16 protein-coding genes are annotated in these 17,915 nt (G+C 72.5%); 5 read left to right on the forward strand and 11 right to left on the reverse strand.

The genetic code is table 11. The annotated features are described in order from the left end of the window. Positions 1–54: 54 nt before the first annotated feature. The 3 genes from ACIQF6_RS17060 to ACIQF6_RS17070 form a co-directional block, all read right to left on the reverse strand. Positions 55–669, reverse strand: coding sequence for an SMI1/KNR4 family protein (locus ACIQF6_RS17060; protein WP_400895413.1), 615 nt, complete (start codon positions 667–669; stop codon positions 55–57). Then, positions 666–1,193: a hypothetical protein gene (locus ACIQF6_RS17065; RefSeq protein WP_400895415.1), complete on the reverse strand. Its 528-nt coding sequence runs from the start codon at positions 1,191–1,193 to the stop codon at positions 666–668. The genes ACIQF6_RS17060 and ACIQF6_RS17065 overlap by 4 nt, the downstream gene beginning before the upstream one ends. An 89-nt stretch (positions 1,194–1,282) precedes the next feature. Next, entirely contained in the window at positions 1,283–1,714 is a 432-nt protein-coding gene (locus ACIQF6_RS17070) for a DUF6228 family protein (RefSeq protein ID WP_400895417.1), read from the reverse strand. A 432-nt stretch (positions 1,715–2,146) separates the two neighbouring features. Between ACIQF6_RS17070 and ACIQF6_RS17075 the strand changes: the two genes are divergently transcribed. Next, positions 2,147–2,590 (forward strand): hypothetical protein, encoded by a 444-nt coding sequence (locus tag ACIQF6_RS17075; RefSeq protein ID WP_400895419.1) that lies wholly within the window; start codon positions 2,147–2,149, stop codon positions 2,588–2,590. 557 nt (positions 2,591–3,147) lie between these two features. Here ACIQF6_RS17075 and ACIQF6_RS17080 read toward each other — a convergent pair. Then, positions 3,148–4,158 carry a quinone oxidoreductase family protein gene (locus ACIQF6_RS17080; RefSeq protein WP_400895422.1) on the reverse strand — a complete coding sequence of 337 codons (1,011 nt, stop codon included), beginning with the start codon at positions 4,156–4,158 and terminating at the stop codon, positions 3,148–3,150. Between the two features lie 1,002 nt (positions 4,159–5,160). On the opposite strand from ACIQF6_RS17080, the gene ACIQF6_RS17085 reads away from it, so the two are divergent. Beyond that, positions 5,161–5,745 (forward strand): hypothetical protein, encoded by a 585-nt coding sequence (locus tag ACIQF6_RS17085; protein ID WP_400895424.1) that lies wholly within the window; start codon positions 5,161–5,163, stop codon positions 5,743–5,745. A 487-nt stretch (positions 5,746–6,232) separates the two neighbouring features. After that, complete coding sequence (locus tag ACIQF6_RS17090) at positions 6,233–6,745, forward strand: tetratricopeptide repeat protein (RefSeq protein ID WP_400895427.1); 513 nt, start codon at positions 6,233–6,235, stop codon at positions 6,743–6,745. Positions 6,746–7,265: 520 nt separating this feature from the next. On the opposite strand, the gene ACIQF6_RS17095 is transcribed toward ACIQF6_RS17090, so the two are convergent. Next, positions 7,266–8,093 carry an SDR family oxidoreductase gene (locus ACIQF6_RS17095; RefSeq protein ID WP_400895430.1) on the reverse strand — a complete coding sequence of 276 codons (828 nt, stop codon included), beginning with the start codon at positions 8,091–8,093 and terminating at the stop codon, positions 7,266–7,268. Between the two features lie 130 nt (positions 8,094–8,223). On the opposite strand from ACIQF6_RS17095, the gene ACIQF6_RS17100 reads away from it, so the two are divergent. Further along, positions 8,224–8,868, forward strand: a complete 645-nt coding sequence (locus ACIQF6_RS17100) for a TetR/AcrR family transcriptional regulator (protein ID WP_400895432.1) — start codon at positions 8,224–8,226, stop codon at positions 8,866–8,868. A 392-nt stretch (positions 8,869–9,260) separates the two neighbouring features. Here ACIQF6_RS17100 and ACIQF6_RS17105 read toward each other — a convergent pair whose 3' ends face one another. The 6 genes from ACIQF6_RS17105 to ACIQF6_RS17130 all read right to left on the reverse strand — a co-directional run bounded on the left by ACIQF6_RS17105 (position 9,261) and on the right by ACIQF6_RS17130 (position 15,813). Beyond that, positions 9,261–9,551, reverse strand: a complete 291-nt coding sequence (locus tag ACIQF6_RS17105; RefSeq protein WP_400895435.1) for a DUF427 domain-containing protein — start codon at positions 9,549–9,551, stop codon at positions 9,261–9,263. 543 nt (positions 9,552–10,094) lie between these two features. Beyond that, positions 10,095–10,421, reverse strand: coding sequence for a hypothetical protein (locus ACIQF6_RS17110; protein WP_400895438.1), 327 nt, complete (start codon positions 10,419–10,421; stop codon positions 10,095–10,097). A 970-nt stretch (positions 10,422–11,391) separates the two neighbouring features. Further along, complete coding sequence (locus tag ACIQF6_RS17115; protein WP_400895441.1) at positions 11,392–12,063, reverse strand: DUF4328 domain-containing protein; 672 nt, start codon at positions 12,061–12,063, stop codon at positions 11,392–11,394. A 156-nt stretch (positions 12,064–12,219) separates the two neighbouring features. Beyond that, positions 12,220–13,710: a transferase gene (locus ACIQF6_RS17120; RefSeq protein ID WP_400895443.1), complete on the reverse strand. Its 1,491-nt coding sequence runs from the start codon at positions 13,708–13,710 to the stop codon at positions 12,220–12,222. A gap of 235 nt (positions 13,711–13,945) precedes the next feature. Beyond that, entirely contained in the window at positions 13,946–14,617 is a 672-nt protein-coding gene (locus tag ACIQF6_RS17125) for a response regulator (protein WP_400895445.1), read from the reverse strand. Continuing rightward, positions 14,614–15,813, reverse strand: a complete 1,200-nt coding sequence (locus tag ACIQF6_RS17130) for a sensor histidine kinase (RefSeq protein ID WP_400895449.1) — start codon at positions 15,811–15,813, stop codon at positions 14,614–14,616. Before ACIQF6_RS17130 ends, ACIQF6_RS17125 begins: the two co-directional genes overlap by 4 nt. 460 nt (positions 15,814–16,273) lie before the next feature. Between ACIQF6_RS17130 and ACIQF6_RS17135 the strand changes: the two genes are divergently transcribed. Then, positions 16,274–17,776: an alpha/beta hydrolase family protein gene (locus tag ACIQF6_RS17135; protein WP_400895451.1), complete on the forward strand. Its 1,503-nt coding sequence runs from the start codon at positions 16,274–16,276 to the stop codon at positions 17,774–17,776. The last annotated feature ends 139 nt before the right edge of the window (positions 17,777–17,915 follow it).

The following is a 17,915-nucleotide window of genomic DNA, read 5'->3' on the forward strand; positions in this document are numbered from 1 at the left end:
CCGCCCGGCCACGCCCTCCACTCCCAACCCGTTGACCAGCGGGAACGGAGAAGTTCAGCCGGAGCACCACACATCCCACTCGGGCTGGCCGACCCCGGCGCGCCGCCTGGCCTCACGCCAGTGCAGGAACGTGGCCGGGTCCCCGAACCATCGATGAGTGAACGGCTCCGGCAGTTGTCCGGTGAGCGCACGCATCAGGAACTCGGCCATGCCGCAATCGAGTTCGACCATCTCCGCGGGATTCGCCATCAGCACGACCGGCCAGTTGTCCAGGTCGGCGTCCGCCGTGTACCAGAGGTAGTCGTAGTCGGAGTCCGATCCCCAGCAGATCAGCTGCTCGGCGCGGAACCGGGAAATCGTTCCTCGAGCGGCGGACAGGGCCTCTCGCACCGTCTCCGTACAACTCACCACCGAACTCGGCAGGCCCGGCAGGTCCGGGGCGTACGGGATGACGACCGCGGCGAATTCGTCGATCTCACCGCCGCCGAACTCACCGATGAACTCCGCGTAGTCGCGAGGCAGGCGCACCCCCAGCTCGGCCTCGGCTCTCGCAATGCCCCGGGCGTCCTCGGCCACGTCGTCCCGCCGGTCCGACAACCGCCTCAGCACGGCCGGGAGCCGATCCTGTCCTCGCTCCGCCACTTCCACGGCCTCCGATCGATCGGTCACGGCGTGCTCCCCACCGTCACAGGCAGGCCCGTTCTGCTGTCGGTGACGCCTCCGAGGTCGGAGAAGCACCGGTCCCTCGTACTCCGAAGACTGTTGCAGACGTCCACCGGTGCGACGGTGTCGCCCGGCCTTCCGCCCGCGTACACGCCCCGCGCACCGATCGCCGCCTTGTACGGGACCGTCCGCTCGTCGCGGTAATGGGGTGTCACCGCGCATTTCACTGCCTGGCCGAGCTCGGCGGACTTCCCGACCTGCTCCTGATAGGTGTACATGTTCGGGCTCATGCCGGGGTCGTCCTTGCACATCCGGTAATGGTTGAACGACCTGCTGCAGGCGAAGAGGTCGTCAAGGTCGGTGCCGCGCCCGCCCGGTTGACTGGCGAGCAGGTGGCGGTTGTTGATCCACGACCTCGGCGTGTCGTTGCCGACATGATAGTGGCAGCCCCGCGCCCGACCCGGCCGCCGGGCCCCCACCGAGGGCGCAGGCCGACCCACCTTCAACGGCACCACCACCGAGACCGGCACCGGCCCCCACCCACTCACCACCACCCCCACCCGGCAGGAACAGCAAGCGGCAGCTGAACACGTGCCCAGCCGGGCCGGCCGTCGGCGGCCTACTCCTCCCGCAGGAACTCCCGCAGGTCTGCGGCTAGCGCCGTCATCCCCTCACCGGCCTCGATCACGGTCGTCACGGTGCAGCGCCAGGCGCCGGGGAAGAACCCGGAGCGCAGGGTCCAGCCCAGATACACATGACCACCCGAGCCGAACGTCGCCGTCACGACCAGGTGATTGTTGACCCAGACCCGCTCGCCCTCCCAACCACGGAAGTCACGCGCGAGACCGTCGAAGAACTCGCTCATGCCGTCCCAGACAGTCACGACCACGACCTCGAGCCCTGCCCGCACACCGTCGTCGACGGCCTCCACAGCAAAGGCGACCTCGGACTCCGCCCGAGACCGGTCGAACAACCGGACAGAGGCCGCCGACGCCCCTGCCCCCTGAACGACGAACTCGACCTGCCCCGGAACCATCTCGATCACACCCACCCGGCGAAGGATACGGACGCCCCAAGCCGACGTCACCACCATTCCCGGCGCCGGAACCGTTCCCACTTCTCACCAACAATTGGCAGCCCATCAACCACCCGGCGCCGCCGGAGAACTCCACCGGCCCGGCCGCGCCCCACACGAGCGACCTGTTCACCGCGGTCCACGACGCGCTCCGGGCCACCGCCCGCGATTCCCGCGGCCGACCCGAGGGCACCCGGGCCCTGATCGACGTCCTACCGCCGCTGTCCGAACACTGATCCGCACGCCCCAGCGCGTAAAAGCTGTGTGCACCGCAATCCCCCCTCGACGCAGTGCCACCCGCATCGGCACCGCAAGGTTCGGGCTGGCCCGCCAGAGGGCGGTGACTTCATCGGCCAGGTATCTGAAAAGTGTTCCGACAGACCGTTCCACTCGCCGTAGTCTCTTGCCGTGGCCAACGAACATGCGGCATCCGACGCCTTCAAGAACCGATGCACGAATGCGGCACAGAGGCTGGAATCCTGCATCGGCTACTCCATCGAGCGCATCTCGTCGAACGAGTCAGGCAAGGACCCCAAGGGGAACACGTTGGATGTGTGGCTGCGCGAGGGACCGCAGCAACCCGACGTAGTGATCTCGCTGTCCGGTCTCCACTCGGTCCGCCCGTGGGAACCCGGACCGGTCCCCGCCCTCACTGACGGGATCTCGCTGATCCACCTGCCAAAAATGCCGTCGCCCTGGCCCGCCGACGCCGTCGACCGACTCGACCGCTCCGACGACCTGCCCGAACTGGTCTGGCTGAGGATCACCGGACCGATCGAAATCGATGCCGTCGCCTCGACTGTGACCCTCTACCAGGCCCAGAGCGACAACGCGGCCTCCGTAGTCCAGTGACGACCTGAAGACACCGACAGCTCAGACGCCAACCACACCCCCGCGAAGCGGGTCGACCGCGGCGCCCGACCATCGACGGTCGCACCCGTCGACTGGACGACCTCACGCTTCAACTCGCCAGGAAATGGCCGGAGTTCCGCCGTCGCTGCTGGCCCGACACCGCCAACCCGCACCTGCTGATCAACAAGCAGACCGCGTTGGGGACCGGGCGCATCAGCAGGAACTCGGTCGCCGCTCCAGCCCTGCACGGCCGGACCGCAACGCGAACTCCGCTCGCCCCCTCCTGGAACAGCCGTTGGGAAAGGCCCCCGCGACTTCACCACGAACCCACGGGTCCACCCCCTGACATCGGAGCAACGGACGTGCGGGTTCGCGCTGAAGAACCTTCAGTCTCTGCGAACTGGCGGCGGTCAAGGGGCGACCCGGATACGCCAGAAGCCCGCCAGAACGTGATCTCGGCCTGCCGAGTGCCCGACGATGTCGGGGATCTTGGCGATGACGGTCGGCCATGCCCTCGACATCTCCGTCTCCAAGATCCCCGACCTCGTCACCCGCGATCAGCTCTGCGTCTCCTCACCGCGCCCAACAGCGGCCGCGCCGGGTACGACGAGCAGCTTGCCGGTGGTACGCCGAGCCTCCAGATCGCTGTGGGCCCGGGCGGCCTCGGACAGTGCGTAGCGGCCCGTTACGGTGACCTCGAGCGCCTTGGAGCGCACCCACTCGAACACATCGGCGGCCCGCCGGAGCAGTTCGGACCGATCGACGACGAAGTCCCCGAGGCTGGGCCGGATCAGGGTCAGCGAACCGCCGTGGGCGAGCCGAATCGGATCGAACGGCGGCACGGCACCACTCGCCGCGCCGAAGAGCACGAGATGGCCGCGGGTTCGCAGGCTGGCGAGGCTCATGTCGAAGGTGTGCGCGCCGACGCCGTCGAAGACGACCGGCAGTCCCTGACCGCCGTTGAGCCGCCTCACCTCGGCCGCGAGATCCTCGACCGCGGAGGAAAGGATCACCTCGGCGGCCCCGGCACGCTTCGCCAGCTCGGCCTTCGCCGCGGTCGACGTCGTGCCGATCACCCTGCCGCCGAGATGGGTGATGAGCTGGGTCAGAAGCAGCCCCATGCCACCAGCAGCCGCATGCACGAGCACCGTGTCGCCCCGCTGAACCGGGTAGGCGTCCTTGACGAGATAGTGCGCGGTCATGCCCTGGAGGAGCACGGCCGCGGCTGTCTCGAAGCCGATGTCGTCGGGCAGCGGCACCAGCCGGGAGGAGTCCACGACGGCCCGCTCGGCGTACGAGCCAGGAATCTCCACCCAACCGACCCGGTCCCCGACCGCGACGTCGACGACGCCGGGCCCGACCTCGACGACCGTGCCGGCTCCCTCGGAGCCCGGGGTGAAGGGCAGCGGGAGGCTGTACCGGCCTTCGCGGTAGTAGACGTCGAGGTAGTTGACCCCCGACGCGGCGACCTCCACGACCGCCTCGCCCGGACCCGGCCGCGGCTGGTCCACCTCGGCCTCCCGCAGCACCTCGGGACCGCCCACCTCGTACACCTGAATCGCTCGCATAACCCCTCCAATAACGGTTCATCCCCCATCAACCCCGTTGACGGCGATCCGAATTCCCGGCAAGCAGACCAGCCCGCCGCCCCCGCCGAAAGCCGAGACGCCTGCTTCGCGCCCGCGCCCCGGGACAGAAGACCGAGGCCGTCAAGGGCCGACGAACGCACCACCCGCCGCTCCCGCACCGCCGTGCGGACGACCGTCTTGTTCGGCCCCCGGCTCCGGCAACCTTCCGCACGATGCCGGACACCCGGATCACGGACCTCCGGCTCGTCCTGGACCGGCTCAGCCACCTACCGCCCGCCCGGCGAGCCGAAGCGCTGCGCGACGAACAGCACCGGCACCAGCAGCAACTCGACCAACCCGCCGAACAAGACACCCACCACCCCACACCCCCCACCGGCAGAGGCCTCGTCCTCACGTGGAACCCCACCACCCGGGGCCCGCAGCCCTCCCCACCGCACGAACACAACCACGTAGGGAAACCGACAACCGCCTGCCCGCCGCCGCCCGAACACCCCTGACCTGCCGGACATGTGACACCCACCCAGGAGAAGCACACCCGGCCACGACGCCCCACACCCGACCGACGAGGCAGCCACCCGCACAACGACCACCGGCACACCAGCCGTCACAGGCCCACCCCGCCGACGCGGTCCCGGCCGGGCCCCCTCGACGACGCAACAGCCGCACAGGCTCCCCCGGCCTCGTCCGCCGCAATCGCCGTGACGGGCCGTACGGGTCCTCACGACCGAATCGCCCGCCGCCAGAGCGGCACTCCCCTCGCGGAAGGCGTCACGGGCAGGGCCGGCGGCACGCTCGCGGCGGCCACGCACTTCCGCCTGGACGACGGCGGGGAGGACGCGGCACGAGCGAATCCGGTGCCGGGGCCGAGCCGACCGGCCACACGGACAAGGATCAACCTCGGTATGCCCGATACCTTTCCGCGCGCCGACGCGTGAATTGTTGCGGGCCGGCCACCGGGGCCGGCACGGAAGGGGGAACGACATGCGACGACAGTGGACCACCGCGCTGGCTGCCGTAATACTCGCCGCGGGGGCGGCGGCGACCACGGTCCCGACGGCCTCGGCCGCCACCAGCACCGACTGCTCGACCGTGTGGGGCAGCCTCGACCGGCAGGACCGAACCGCCCCGTACCAGCCACAGGCACTGACGAACATCCGCACCGGCGCCCACGAATGCTTCGACCGCCTGGTGATCGACGTCCCGGGCACCTCGCCGGAGAACCCGCTCGCCTACCGGATCCACTACATGAACGGCAACACCATCTACCAGGCCGGCTCCGGCACACCGATCACGGTGAACGGCGGCGCCGTCCTGGAGATCGTCGTCGGCGCGAGCACCTACGACCCCGCCACCTGGCAGAAGGTCTACCCGGCCCGGTCGGGCGACCTACTGCCGGGCGTCGACCTCACCGGCTACCGCACCTTCAAGGACACCCGCTTCGCCGGCAGCATGGAAGGCGAGACCCAGTTCGGCCTCGGCGTCCGCGCACGCCTGCCGTTCGACGTCTTCCAACTCGACAACCGACTCGTCATCGACGTCGCCCACAGCTGGACCGCCGCCGACTGACCCCGGCTGCCGCGACACCCCGCGACCCGGCAGACACGCCGCCGCACAGACACCCGCCCGCAACCCGAACCCCCGGAAGAACAAGAAGAACAAGACGACTTGTTCAACCGGAGCTCCGACACACAACCACCCGGGCGCAGGCCGCAACTCGACCACGCGACCCCACCCCTGGGGCAGCCACCGCTGCCGGCTCCTCCCAACCAGACCACCGACGATCAGGCGAGGCAGCGAGCGGACCGCACAGCCACACCCACCACCACACCACCGGCCCGGCGGCCGACCCGGCCGCCGGGCCCACCATGCCTGCGGCCGCACCTGCCGAGACACACCGAACCTGACCGCCGACGCACGAACCGACGTGCACCACAGCGCATCGCAGCGCACGGTCGAACCCGCCAACGCCGGGACGGCTCACGGGCAGACGCCTGCGGACGAGGCTGCACTATGGTGAGCCGATCTTCTGACCCGTACCCATGGAGGCGCAGCAGTGACGACCGACGTGACGCCCGAACTGGCCGAAGCGATCCAGCGCGGCTACGACCAGCGGGACCGGGCGAACATGGCGCCGACGATCGCCTACTTCCAGGCACTGCTCGCCGAACACCCTGGTCACCCGGTCCTCATATACGAGGTGGGTGGCGCCTACGACACCGCGGGCCAGGAGGAGACCGCCCGCAGCTACTACGAGCGGGCGCTCGCCGTGGGTCTCGACGGCGACGTCCTGCGCCGGTGCTTGTGCCAGTACGCCAGCACTCTGCGGTGGCTGGGCGAGCTGGACGAGTCGCTGGCGGTGCTCGACCGCGCCCGCAAGGAGTTCCCCGACTCGGACTCCGTACGCGCCTTCCGCGCCCTGACCCTCAACGACGCCCAGCGGCCGGACGAGGCGGTGGCCGAGCTGCTCACCGTCATCACCGGACACGCCGACGTCACCGACCTCGGACGGTGGGCGGTCGGACTGCGCGGCCTCGCACAGTGGCTCGCCGACGGCCGCCCCGAATAGGAAGCACCCGCCCTGCACAAGGCCGACACAGGAGGGCCTCGGCGGCCGACGGCTCGGTGCGCAATGGCGGGGCCGTGGCCTTCGGGAGCTTGTAGAGGCTCGGTCGGAATATGCGTCCTGGCAGTCCGGCAGGGCACCCGGCGGAGGCGTCCGCGCAGGGCTCGGCGAGGAACAGCCGCACCACCCGGTCCGCGTCCCGTCCCGTCCGAGCCGGGCGGCTACACCGGCGGGCAGGCGGGCAGGCGGGCAGGGCGCACAAGCCGCACTGCGACGAGACAGCCGCCGGCGGGGACGCCCCGGGACCCCGTCGGCGGAGAAGCGAAGAACTCGATCCGGCCGAGGAGACGACCGGAGGCATCCCCAGGGCACATACACCCCGGCCCACCGGACCCGGCGGAGCGGCCCGCTCCCCCGCCGAGGCCCATGGTCGCGGCAGGGAGCGGCACCCGGGCCGTGCGGCCGGCGGGACGGCATCCGGCCCCGGGTCCGCAGGCCGGGCCGACGCTCAGAGGGTCAGCGCTCAGAGGGTCAGCGCGGTGGGCTGGGCGTCCGGGCGCATCGCGGCGTCGGTGCCGCCGTCGACGAACAGGGTGGCTCCGGTGGTGAAGCGGGCCTCCGGGCGCAGGAACTGGTGCACCCAGAAGGCGATGTCCTCGGGGCGGCCGAAGACGCCCAGGGGCATCGGGGTGGGGAAGGCGTCGGCGTCCGGTTCCTCGCCCGCGCCGGTGGAGCCGAGCATCAGCGGGGTGATCACCGCGCCCGGGGCGATGACGTTGAGCAGCACCCCTTCGCGGGCCCACGCCGGCGTGACCGCCGTCCGGCGGACCCAGCGGGCCAGCGCGAACTTGGAGCTCGCGTAGGCGGAGATGCTCGGCGCCGTCTGCGCCAGCCCGGCGGGGAGCGCCGCCTGGGCCGTGCGGGCGTGCTCGCGGGCCGCGGCTTCGTCGTCCGCGAGGAGCAGGTCGACCAGCTTCTCGTCGATCATCGGGACGGTGGTCGAGGAGTTGGAGCCGATCACGACCGCGCGGCCCGCCGAGGAACGGGCGAGGGCCGGACGCAACCCCTCCAGCAGGGCGACGGGGCCGAAGTAGTTGATGGAGGCAACCGCGCCGGCGTCCTTCATCGCGGGACCGACGCCGGCCACCGCGGCCACACCGTCCAGGAGGCCGCCGGAGGCGTCCAGGATGCCCTGGACGGCGGACCGGCGGCCCTCTGCGGTGCCGAGGTCGGCGGTGATGTCGGCGTCGTGGAGGTCGACGCCGATGACGGTGTGCCCGTTCTCCTTGAGGACGGCGGCGCTGGCGGCGCCCATTCCCGAAGCGGAGCCGGTGACGGCGTAGATACCCATGGTGCGAGCCTCTCGATCACTGTGCGCTCGGGGCGCACGGGACTGGCCGGGCGCTCGTTCCGAGCAGTGGCCAATCGACTTTCAATCACTGATTGGATAGTAACCCGAGCGTCTGTGATGCAATGGCGGCATGCCGGACGGAACAGCCCAGAACCCGACCCAGAGCCCCGACCCCGCCTCCACCCGGGACCGGCTGCTGGCCGCCGCCGAGCGGCTCTTCCTCCAACGCGGGGTCGGCCAGGTCTCGGTGCGGGCGATCAACGCGGAGGCCGGACTCAACCCCGGCGCGGTGCACTACCACTTCGGCTCCCGGGACGGCCTGATCGCGGCGCTCCTCGGGCGCGAGCTGCTGCCGCTCTGGCACAGCCGGCTGGAAGCGGCCACCCGCCACACCGCCGCCACCGGCCCCCACCAGGTACGGACACTGGTCACGGCCGTCGCCGAACCGTTCGACGAACTGGTGCGCACCGAACGCGGCCAGATGCTCTGCCGCCTGCTCGCCCAGACCATGCTGGCCGCCGACCGGCCGCTCACCAACTCCCCCTGGGCGGGCACCGCCCCGTTCGAAGTCGTCCTCGGCCGGGCCATGCCCGAGCTGACCGTCCACGAGATCACCGACCGCTGGCGGCTCGCCTTCACCACCCTCCTGGAGACCTACGGCCGCCCACTCACCACCGGCGCAGCCTCCACCGCCGTCCCGCCGTTCCCCCAACTGCCCACCGTCGTCGCCTTCCTGACCGCCGGCCTCACAGCCCCCCGGCCGGACACCGAATAACCGACCGCCGACAGGAACCCGCCCCGGGCAGGCCGAAACAGCGGGATCGGCACGGAATCCGAACCCTGGGCGTCCACGGTGAGCCCCTTCGGCGAGCAGCCTTCGCAGCGACCACCAGGCCGGGACGACGTCGAAGCCCAGGTCGATGCCGGCGGACGGCGGGCGGCGGGCGGGACGCGTTCCGGGCCGCCGGACTGGCGAGAGTCGATCGGCCGCCGACGCCATACGGGCACAACGCGGGGCAGCCGCCACGCGCAGCGGGAATTCCACTCCCCCGCGCTGACGTCGGCGGCTGCTCGGCCGGAGCGCAGCAGCAGCCCGGGCGAGCACGCCGGGGCCACAACTCTCGCCCGGAACACCGAACGGCCGGCCGGCCTCGGCCCGCGGCGCCGCTACTCGGCCGTGGAGACGTCCACCCCGCGCCAGAAGGCGACCCGGTCGCGGACGTGCTCGGCCTCCGGCTTCGGCTCCGGGTAGTACCAGGCGGCGTCCGGGTTCTCGGCGCCGTCCACCGAGACCGTCCAGTAGCGGGCGGTGCCCTTCCAGGGGCAGACCGTCGTGGTGTCGCTGGGAACGAAGAACTCCCGGTTCAGCGCCTCCGGCGGGAAGTAGTGGTTGCCCTCCACCACCACCGTGTCCTGGGACTCGGCCAGCACCGCACCGTTCCACACCGCACGCACCATCGGTGCCACCGCCTTCCCCGTTCCACCGGCACTGCCCTGTCTTCTCGTCAACTCCCCGCACAGGCCGGGCATTCCCGTCTGCGGCACATGCACGCGGGTACCGTCGCAGCCCACCGACGACAACGGCAGGCGCCTGTCGGCCGACGCGGACGGCGCCGGTCCCAGGACGCGCTGCGGGAGCGGAACATCACCAGCGGGACGAGCAACGGCCGGTCGGTCACGGCCCGCCCACACTGCCCACCGTTCCCGGACGGCAAAAGGGCCCCGGATCGGCGCCGCGGTGGGAATTCGCGGGTCGATCCGGGGCCGTTGGCGGGCTGCCCGCCGGGGTGCAGGCCCACCCCGGAGCGGTGGGCGGCTCAGCCTCGAAGTCGTCGGTGGTGACGTCGGTATGGCTGCCGCCTCCGTCAAGTAGGGCGCCCGGGTTCAACCGTCAGCCATGAAAGTAGAACGGCCGGACACCGAGCCGGAGTTGGCGGACAGTGCCCAGTACGACGAGCCGACGTCAACGCCGCACGGGAGCCAGGCCGTGGCGGCGGCCGCCTACTCGCAGCCGTAGCCCGTGATCATCTCCCCCTCGGCGAATCCGCTGGCGCACTCGTAGCGGAAGTCGTTGTCGGCGCGGTCGATCAAGGTGAACGCGGGCAGCTCGCCGTAGAGCTCCGGGCGACATTCCTGCCCGTGAATGAGCCCTTCCGAGCCTTCCGTTCCGTTGCAGTTGATGACCAGCTTGGGTTCGGCTGCGCTTCCGCGTCCCTGCGGGGCGTGGGACGCGCCGGCGGTGGCAGCGGTCGTCATCGCCATCGCGAGGCAGGCCGTGATGCCGGCGACTGCCGCTGCCCGCAGGCCGGTTCGATACAACGCGCTCATGGTGTTCTCCTGACCGATTTCCTGAAGTGGATTGAGTGATCTGTATCCGTACTTCCTGCCCGGGCGGCCAGGAGCAGGTGAATGTCACTCGCCCGGCTCCCCTTGGTCGTTCGCGCGCCTGACGCCCGCCGTGTCGGCGCTCCGAGGGAGCGCGATCAGGCGGGTGCTCCGGCCTTCGAGGCGCTTCGCCCGGCCCGCGGCGGTCGCGAAGTCGCCGTCCGTGCCGTGGGCGCTCTCCGAGCTGAGCGACCGAAGACACGGGCTGGCAGCCGACATCCACGGAGTCGAGCGCGATGACCGTACCCGCCCGCCGCGCCCGGGCCTCGGCCGAGCCGCGCGTCGCCGTCGCCGCTGCCGCTGCCGCTGCCGTTGACATTGCCGATGCCGTTGCCGTTGCCGTCCGGCGCGGCGCAGCGTCCGGTCTCGGCGCTCCGACGTCCTGGGCGTGCCTGCAGCCGGCCAGCATCTTGGTCGATGGTGGTCGCCGGCGGCTGGTGCCCTGGTGGGCGCGGGCGATACGCGGCACCCCGGTCGGGACGTCGCCGGTGTCTCCGGTGACGTAGGTGTCGACCGTGGTGTGCAGGTCGACAGGGACGGGGCCGCCGGTGAGGCAGTGCCGGGCGGGGCCCGGCCACCCGCACCACTGACCGTACGGGCCGCTCCGGCCGGGGCGTGCCGAGCAAGGTGGCGGCGCGCAGGAGAGCATGCAGGCTGGCGTGTTCGTGGGCGAGTTCCGCGGTGGCCGGCGCCAGGCTCCGGCTCGGACCACGGGGTACGGTTCGACGGCCCGGTGCCCGGCCGACGACGCCCGGTGGCCGGGTTGCCGAAGGCCGGGGCCCGTCCGGACCGACCGGGTGTCAGGGTGTCGGGCGGCGGCCTGCCGCGGGAGCCACGCCGGCCGTCTCCGCGGCGCGCGTGTGCAGGTCCGCCGCCAGCGGGTTCGGCGCGAGCGGCGGCACGGATGTGGTGGTCACCGGCCGTCGCCGGCGGTCGGCGGTGTCTGGCTCTGCCAGGCAGTGATCCGCTTGATGATGAGGATGATCAGCACGCCGGCCGCCACGATCAGCACCGTGAGCAGGAGGGACACGTTCGCATTGGAGAGGGCGTCGCCTTCGCTGTGCCAGTCCTGCGAGGCGAGGCGCCACTGGATCGGCTTGACCAGGCCGGCCAGGACGAAGCACGCCCACCAGGCCTTGACCAGTGTGCCGGCGGCGGGGCGGCGGGGTGCGCTGGCCTGCCAGATGTCCGACACGATCTGGTAGGGGTACCAGAGGTTCACCACGGGGGCGATCCACGAGCCGACGACCCAGATCCGGGTGCGGCGCTGCATGTCGCGGCCGCCCAGCGACTCGGCGTTGATTCGCGCCCGCCACAGCCAGACCAGGAACGTCCCGCCCGTCGCAATCCAGAGCACCGCCATCAGCAGCGTCGACGACGACACCGCCGTGAGGGCGTCGTTGTCGGCGGCCTCGAGATCCGCCACCGACGCCGTTCCGTTGACGTAGGCGTGGATGAGTTCATAGGCCCGCCAGTTGGCCACCACGACCACTGTCTCCCGCAGGAGGACGATCAGGACCAGCACCGTTGCGGCCGTGGCCCACCCGCCCAACGGCCGCCGCGGCGTTCCCTCGGCGGCGCTCACGGGACCGGTGCTTCCTTGCCGTGCGCTCTCCATGGTTCCCCTCCCTTGACGTCGGTTCTTTCGAAGTCGTGCCGGGCCCAGCAGCCGGAGGTGCCGGATGTCGGCGCCGACCTGGGTACCGGTACCGGTGCTGGGGTAGTGCCGGGGTGGTGCCGGCTACCAGAGGGCCGCCAGGTCGAGCAGCCGGTACGGCACCGCCAGGACCGCGATCGCGACGGCGCCCTTGCCGAGGGTGGCGAGCGGGTTGCTGTCGCTGCGCAGCACGAACATGCGGCCGCGGACACCCGTCTGAGCGAGCGCGTCCTTCATCGCGCGGGCCGTCCGACGGGCCGGTGACGGCTGCCAGAACACGGCCCGGACCTGTCCGAACGCGCGCCGCAGCCCACCGCGGGGCGGCTCCGTGCCGGGAACGGGCTCGATCGCCCGCACGTGCGGCGTCCAGTCCGCGCCGAACGTGACGGCGGCCGAGATCCAGGAGGTGTCCGCGGCGACCTCCTCCAGCCGCAGCGGCACCGGCAGCCGACCGGCCGTGCTGTTGACCGCGTCCCCGACCCGTCCCGGCGTCAGCAGGACCAGCTTGCCCGCGGGCTGAGTGGCGACGGCCTGCTCGATCTCCCACCGCAGCCCTTCCCCGGTGCCGACCCGCAGCACGATGAGTCGGGACAGGTCCATCAGGCGCAGAATCGTCGGTTTCCAGTCGTCCAGCGGCAGGTAGAACCGGGCCGCGCCGAGCAGGGGCAGCGGCTCCCCCGGCCGGCCCACCGCGATCACCGGACCGAACGCGGCCAGCGCGGTGGCGAGTTGTTCCTCCCGTGAGTGGATGTTCAGCGGCTGCCAGTCGTCGATCCGGGCCGCGGTGCCGTCGTCGGCGAAGCTGCGCAGGTAGAGCACGGGCCGCCTGCCGTCGGCCTGAAGGGCGCGGGCCGCGGGCCGCGCCGAGCGGGGCCGGGCGTACCGCAGCACCAGGAAGCCGACCCCGAGCGCGGCCAACCCGACCGGCAGCATGACGAGTTGATTGGTCACGGACTGCTTGTAGCCCGTCCGCTGTGCCGTGCTGACGGCGGCGTACCCGGCGGTGAACAGGCCGTACCCGGTGCTGCTCAGCGTCAGGAACAACGGCCGGCGCCACCAGGGCTGCCGTTCGGCGAATCGGCTGACCGTGCGGGCGGCCTCCGCAGCGGCCTCCAGCCGCTGCCGGCGCAGTTTCAGCGACGACACGGCGAGGACCGCAGCCCCTACCGAGAGCCACAGCGTCACCTGTGCTTCGGTGCCCACGGCCCTGCGGAGCGCCGCCCGGTCCCGCTCGACGTCCGCCCGCAGCGTGGCGGCGCGGGCCCGGGCGGCCGGCCCGTCGCCGCGGCCCACGAGGTCGACGGTGGTGGAGACCGTGTCCCGGGCGTGTCCGGGCGGGGCGTTCTCCTCGAACCACTGTCGGGTCGCCACGATGTCGGCGCGGACGGCCTGTTCCCCATTCGCGAATCGGTCCACCAGGACGGCGAAGGCTGCGGCGCGGGCCGGGCCGTCCCGAAAGCGGTCACCGGTCCGCACATCCTGGGCGGCGGTGATCGCGACATGCAGTGCGATGTAGGCGGCGATCAGGGCGATCGAGGTAATCAGACGGGCAAGCGTCCGCCGACCGGATGGCATGCAGCACCCCCTGTGCCGGATCATCCCCCTGGTCCGGCACCGAAGATGGTCCCACACACCCGTACGGGACCCGGCCCGTTTCCGATACCCACACCAAACCGACGACCCGTCAACACGGGACGGCGTCGGGAGCGGGGGCCGCTGCGCGGCGTCGCCGTGGCCGGACCGGGACGAGCCGGGCGGAACGGAACGGCGGCAGCGGCAACGGCAGCGGCAACGGCAGCGGGCTTCGGTGTCACGCCCGGGGGACGAGACGGCTCTCGTGGGCGAACACCACGGCCTGGATCCGGTCGCGGAGCCCGAGCTTGTGCAGGATTCGCCCCAGGTGGGACTTCACCGTGGCCTCCGCCAGGTACAGGACGGCCGCGATCTCGGCGTTGGACCGGCCGCGGCCGACCTCGGCGAGTACTTCGCGTTCACGGGCGCTGAGCCGGGCGAGCCGGCCGAGGCGCTCGCGGTGGGCGGGGTCGGCGACAGCGGTGAGGTGCGGGCGGAAGTCGTCCAGCAGGCGGCGGGTGATCCGCGGTGACAGCGCCGCATCGCCCGCGGCCACGCTGCGGATCGCCGCCAGGAGCTCCTCGGGCCTGGTGTTCTTCAGGAGAAACCCCGAGGCGCCGGCGGCGAGGGCGGCGAAGGCGTATTCGTCGAGGTCGAACGTGGTGAGGATCAGCACCCTGCTGTGCGGGCAGGCCCGGGTGAGCTGCCGGGTCGCCTCGATCCCGTCCATGTCGGGCATCCGCACGTCCATCAGGACGACGTCCGGGCTCAACTGCCGGGCCAGGCGCACCGCGTGGGCGCCGTCGGGGGCTTCACCGACCGACACCATGTCGGGCTGGACGCCGAGGATGGTGGTGAAGGCCATCCGGAGCAGCGCCTCGTCGTCGGCGACGAGCACACGGATCGTCATACGGGCGCCGCCGTCCGGCCGTTGCCGAGGGGCAGTCGGGCGTGGACGCGCCAGCCGCCGCCCGGCAGCGGACCGGCCCGCAGCGTCCCGCCGAAGGCCGCCGAGCGCTCGCGCATCCCCACGATGCCGTGACCCGACGACGCGACGGCACCCGGCGGGACGGCTTCGGAGCCCGGAGCGGAGCGGGGGCCGTTGTCGGTGATGTCCACGGTGACGGTGCGGGCCGAGCACTGGATGCGAACCTCGGCACGGGTGCCGGCCGGGGCGTGCTTGAACGTGTTGGTCAACGCTTCCTGCACCAGGCGGTGGACGGTCAGTTGGACGGTGGCGGGCAGCCGGCCGTGGTCGCCCCGCACGTCGAGACCGGTCGGCAGCCCGGCGGCGCGCATCCGGTCGGCCAGGTCCGCCAGTTCGGCGATGCCCGGCAGCGGACGGCGTTCGGCATCCGGCTCGTCGGTGCGCAGGACGCCCAGCGAGCGCCGCATGTCCGTCAGCGCCTGCCGGCCGGTCTCGGTGGCCCGGACCAGCGCGGTGGCGGCCGCGTCGGGCGCGTGGTGCTGCGCGTGGATCGCGGCATCGGTCAGCGCGACCATCACGGACAGGTTGTGGGTGACGATGTCGTGCACCTCCCGGGCGATCCGGGCCCGCTCCTCGGCGACCGCCAGTCGCGCCTGCTGCTCCTGCTGCTCCTCCAGGCGTACGGCCCACTCCTGCGTCGCCGCGAGACAGGCACGCGAGGTCCGGGCGTTCATCCCCAGCGCCACCGCGGCGACCACCGCCGCACTCAACGCGACGAGCGGGGCCGCGACCGCGCCGGGCGTCGCCCAGCGCAGACACGCCAGCACCGCCCCGACCTCCACCACCCCCGCCGCGACCAGCGCAACACTCCGCCGCGACCGCGCGGCCACCGCGCACAGCGCCACCAACAGGGCCGCGTCCGCCGGGAGTTGAACACCCACCAGGCACTGCACGAACGCGCCCGCCACCACCACCCCGAACACCGCACGCGGCGCCCGGCGCCACCACACCAGAGGCAGCACCAGAGCCACCGTCAGCGCCCCGGCCACCGGGACCTCGTGCGGCCGACGCGTCACCCCGACGTGGAGCAGCAGCAACAACAGGAACAGCACCGGCACCAACGCGTCCCGCACCACCGACGACAGACGAAGACCGCGCAGGCCGCTCAGACCGCACATACCCTGCAGACCGCGCAGACCGCGCAGACCGCGAGAGCGGAAACGCCGGTACCGGCCAGCCCCCGTCGGCCACGACAGCCCTGACGGCCCGCCAGCAGCGGGACCGGCCTCCCCCGTTGACCGTTCGGCCGTCGCGCTGGGCCGAGCACCGGCACCACCGGCCCTCGCGGCCGCCTCGGCCCTCGCCCCACTCCTCGAAAGTGCCATCCGGCCCCACCCTCCGACCCCAACCCGGCCCACCTGCCTGCGAGTTCCGGCGTGCACCACACCCCTGCGCGCACCGCACTCCGGCCACCGTAGGACGCGCCGCCGGCCGCCCACATGAGCCCAACGTCCGAGAGCGCCGCCCCGGCGTCCACCCCGAGGAGGAGCCCCGGTACCTCCCGGGGTCGCACCGCCTCCGCCCGCCCCACGTGTCCGCTTGCGACCGCGGTGGCAACCATGGGGCGACCGGGGGCGGATGCGGCACCGCGCGCCCCGCCCCGACGATGGCGATGTGACCGAGATCATCACCCAACTGTCCATGTCCTCCGTAGAGTTCGTCACCGTACTGGCCGCCCTCGCGCTGGTCGCGGCACGCTGGCTCCCTCCCGCGGCCCGACCCCGCGTCACCGTCGTCGCGGCCGTGACGCTCGTACTCTCCGCGGCCGTGCTGGGGGTGACGGGCATCCGCTGGCAGCTGCTGCCGGTCCTGGCCGGCGCCGCCGCTGCGCTGTCCTTCGCTCTCCCCCCGCTGCTGCGTCGGCTGTTCCGGCGGCGGCCGGGGCAGCGGCAGGCCCGGCGGGCCCCGTGGTGGCTGGCGCTGCCCGGAACGGCGGCCTGCACCGCCCTGGTCATCACCGGGCCGATCGCCGCGTGGGCGTTCCCGGTGCCGGTGTTTCCCGAACCGTCCGGCCCGTACGCGGTCGGCACCCGGGTGGTGCAGTGGACCGACCCCGACCGGCCGGAGACGTTCACCGCCGAACCGGACGACCGGCGCACCGTCGTCGTCCAACTCTGGTGCCCCGCCCGGAACAGCTCCGCGAACACGCTGGCCGCCCGCTACCTCGGCCGCACCCCGCAGGAGGCCCGTACCGTCTCCGACGCCCTCGCCCGCGGTGCCGGCCTGCCCGCCTTCCTCCTCGGCGGCGCCGCACAGGCCCGCACCCACGCCCATGCCGACGCGCCCGTCGCCGACGGGGACGAGCGCTTCCCGGTCGTGCTGTTCTCCCCCGGATCAGGCGGCTCCCGCAGCCAGAACACCGCCTGGGCCGAGGAGTTGGCCACTCACGGCTACGTGGTCGCGGCCCTCGACCACCCGTACGACAGCGCCGCGGTCGTCCTCGACGACGGCCGGGTCATCCGCACCGCGACCACCTCCACGGGCGACCGCGACGCCGACGAGAGACTCGCCGCCGACTGGACGGCCGTCCGCGCCGCCGACCTCCGCTTCGTCCTCACCCGACTCGACGACCTCGACCGCGGCACCACCCCCGACCCCCTCACGGGACGCCTCGACACCCACCGCACCGCCGCCACCGGCCACTCCATGGGCGGCGCCGCCGCTCTCCAGGCCGCCCGCCAGGACCCCCGCATCGGCGCCGTCATCGACCTCGACGGGTTCCCCCACGGGCCCACCACCCCCGACCTCCGCCAGCCCGTTCTCGCCCTCACCTCCGCCGCCCGGAACCCCGACCCGCGCTATCTGCCCCGTCTCACCGAAGCCCTCGCCCACGACACCGCCACGACCTACCGCCTCGCCGTCCCCCGCACCGCCCACCTCACCTTCACCGACGCCCCCCTGTACCTCCCGCCTCTGCCCTCCATCACCGGCACCCTCACCCGCGCCGATGCCCCCCGCCTCGTCACCGCCGCCACCCTCGCCTTCCTGAACAGCACCCTCCGCCACACACCCGACGACCTCACCCGCACCCTCTCCACCTACGGCAGCCTCACCGTCCACCACCCGAACACCGCCCCCTGACCCCCCGGCCCCGACTCCCGCGAGCCCGACCCGACCGTCCGCCCCGACCGTCCGGACCGGGCCCGCACCTCCGCGCGCACCCTCGCCCTCCCGACGAGCCGCCGGGAACGATCGGCGTGGCGACGAGCCCTTCCGCCGC

This window comes from Kitasatospora sp. NPDC092948 (assembly GCF_044754805.1).
Taxonomy (GTDB): Bacteria; Actinomycetota; Actinomycetes; order Streptomycetales; family Streptomycetaceae; genus Kitasatospora.

Bases quoted from the DNA above. Each gene is read 5' to 3' on its own strand.
- ACIQF6_RS17080 (WP_400895422.1), bottom strand. From the start codon at position 4,158: ATGCGAGCGATTCAGGTGTACGAGGTGGGCGGTCCCGAGGTGCTGCGG.
- ACIQF6_RS17085 (WP_400895424.1), top strand. From the start codon at position 5,161: ATGCGACGACAGTGGACCACCGCGCTGGCTGCCGTAATACTCGCCGCG.
- ACIQF6_RS17095 (WP_400895430.1), bottom strand. From the start codon at position 8,093: ATGGGTATCTACGCCGTCACCGGCTCCGCTTCGGGAATGGGCGCCGCC.
- ACIQF6_RS17100 (WP_400895432.1), top strand. From the start codon at position 8,224: ATGCCGGACGGAACAGCCCAGAACCCGACCCAGAGCCCCGACCCCGCC.
- ACIQF6_RS17105 (WP_400895435.1), bottom strand. From the start codon at position 9,551: ATGGTGCGTGCGGTGTGGAACGGTGCGGTGCTGGCCGAGTCCCAGGAC.
- ACIQF6_RS17110 (WP_400895438.1), bottom strand. From the start codon at position 10,421: ATGAGCGCGTTGTATCGAACCGGCCTGCGGGCAGCGGCAGTCGCCGGC.
- ACIQF6_RS17120 (WP_400895443.1), bottom strand. From the start codon at position 13,710: ATGCCATCCGGTCGGCGGACGCTTGCCCGTCTGATTACCTCGATCGCC.
- ACIQF6_RS17125 (WP_400895445.1), bottom strand. From the start codon at position 14,617: ATGACGATCCGTGTGCTCGTCGCCGACGACGAGGCGCTGCTCCGGATG.
- ACIQF6_RS17130 (WP_400895449.1), bottom strand. From the start codon at position 15,813: ATGTGCGGTCTGAGCGGCCTGCGCGGTCTTCGTCTGTCGTCGGTGGTG.
- ACIQF6_RS17135 (WP_400895451.1), top strand. From the start codon at position 16,274: ATGCGGCACCGCGCGCCCCGCCCCGACGATGGCGATGTGACCGAGATC.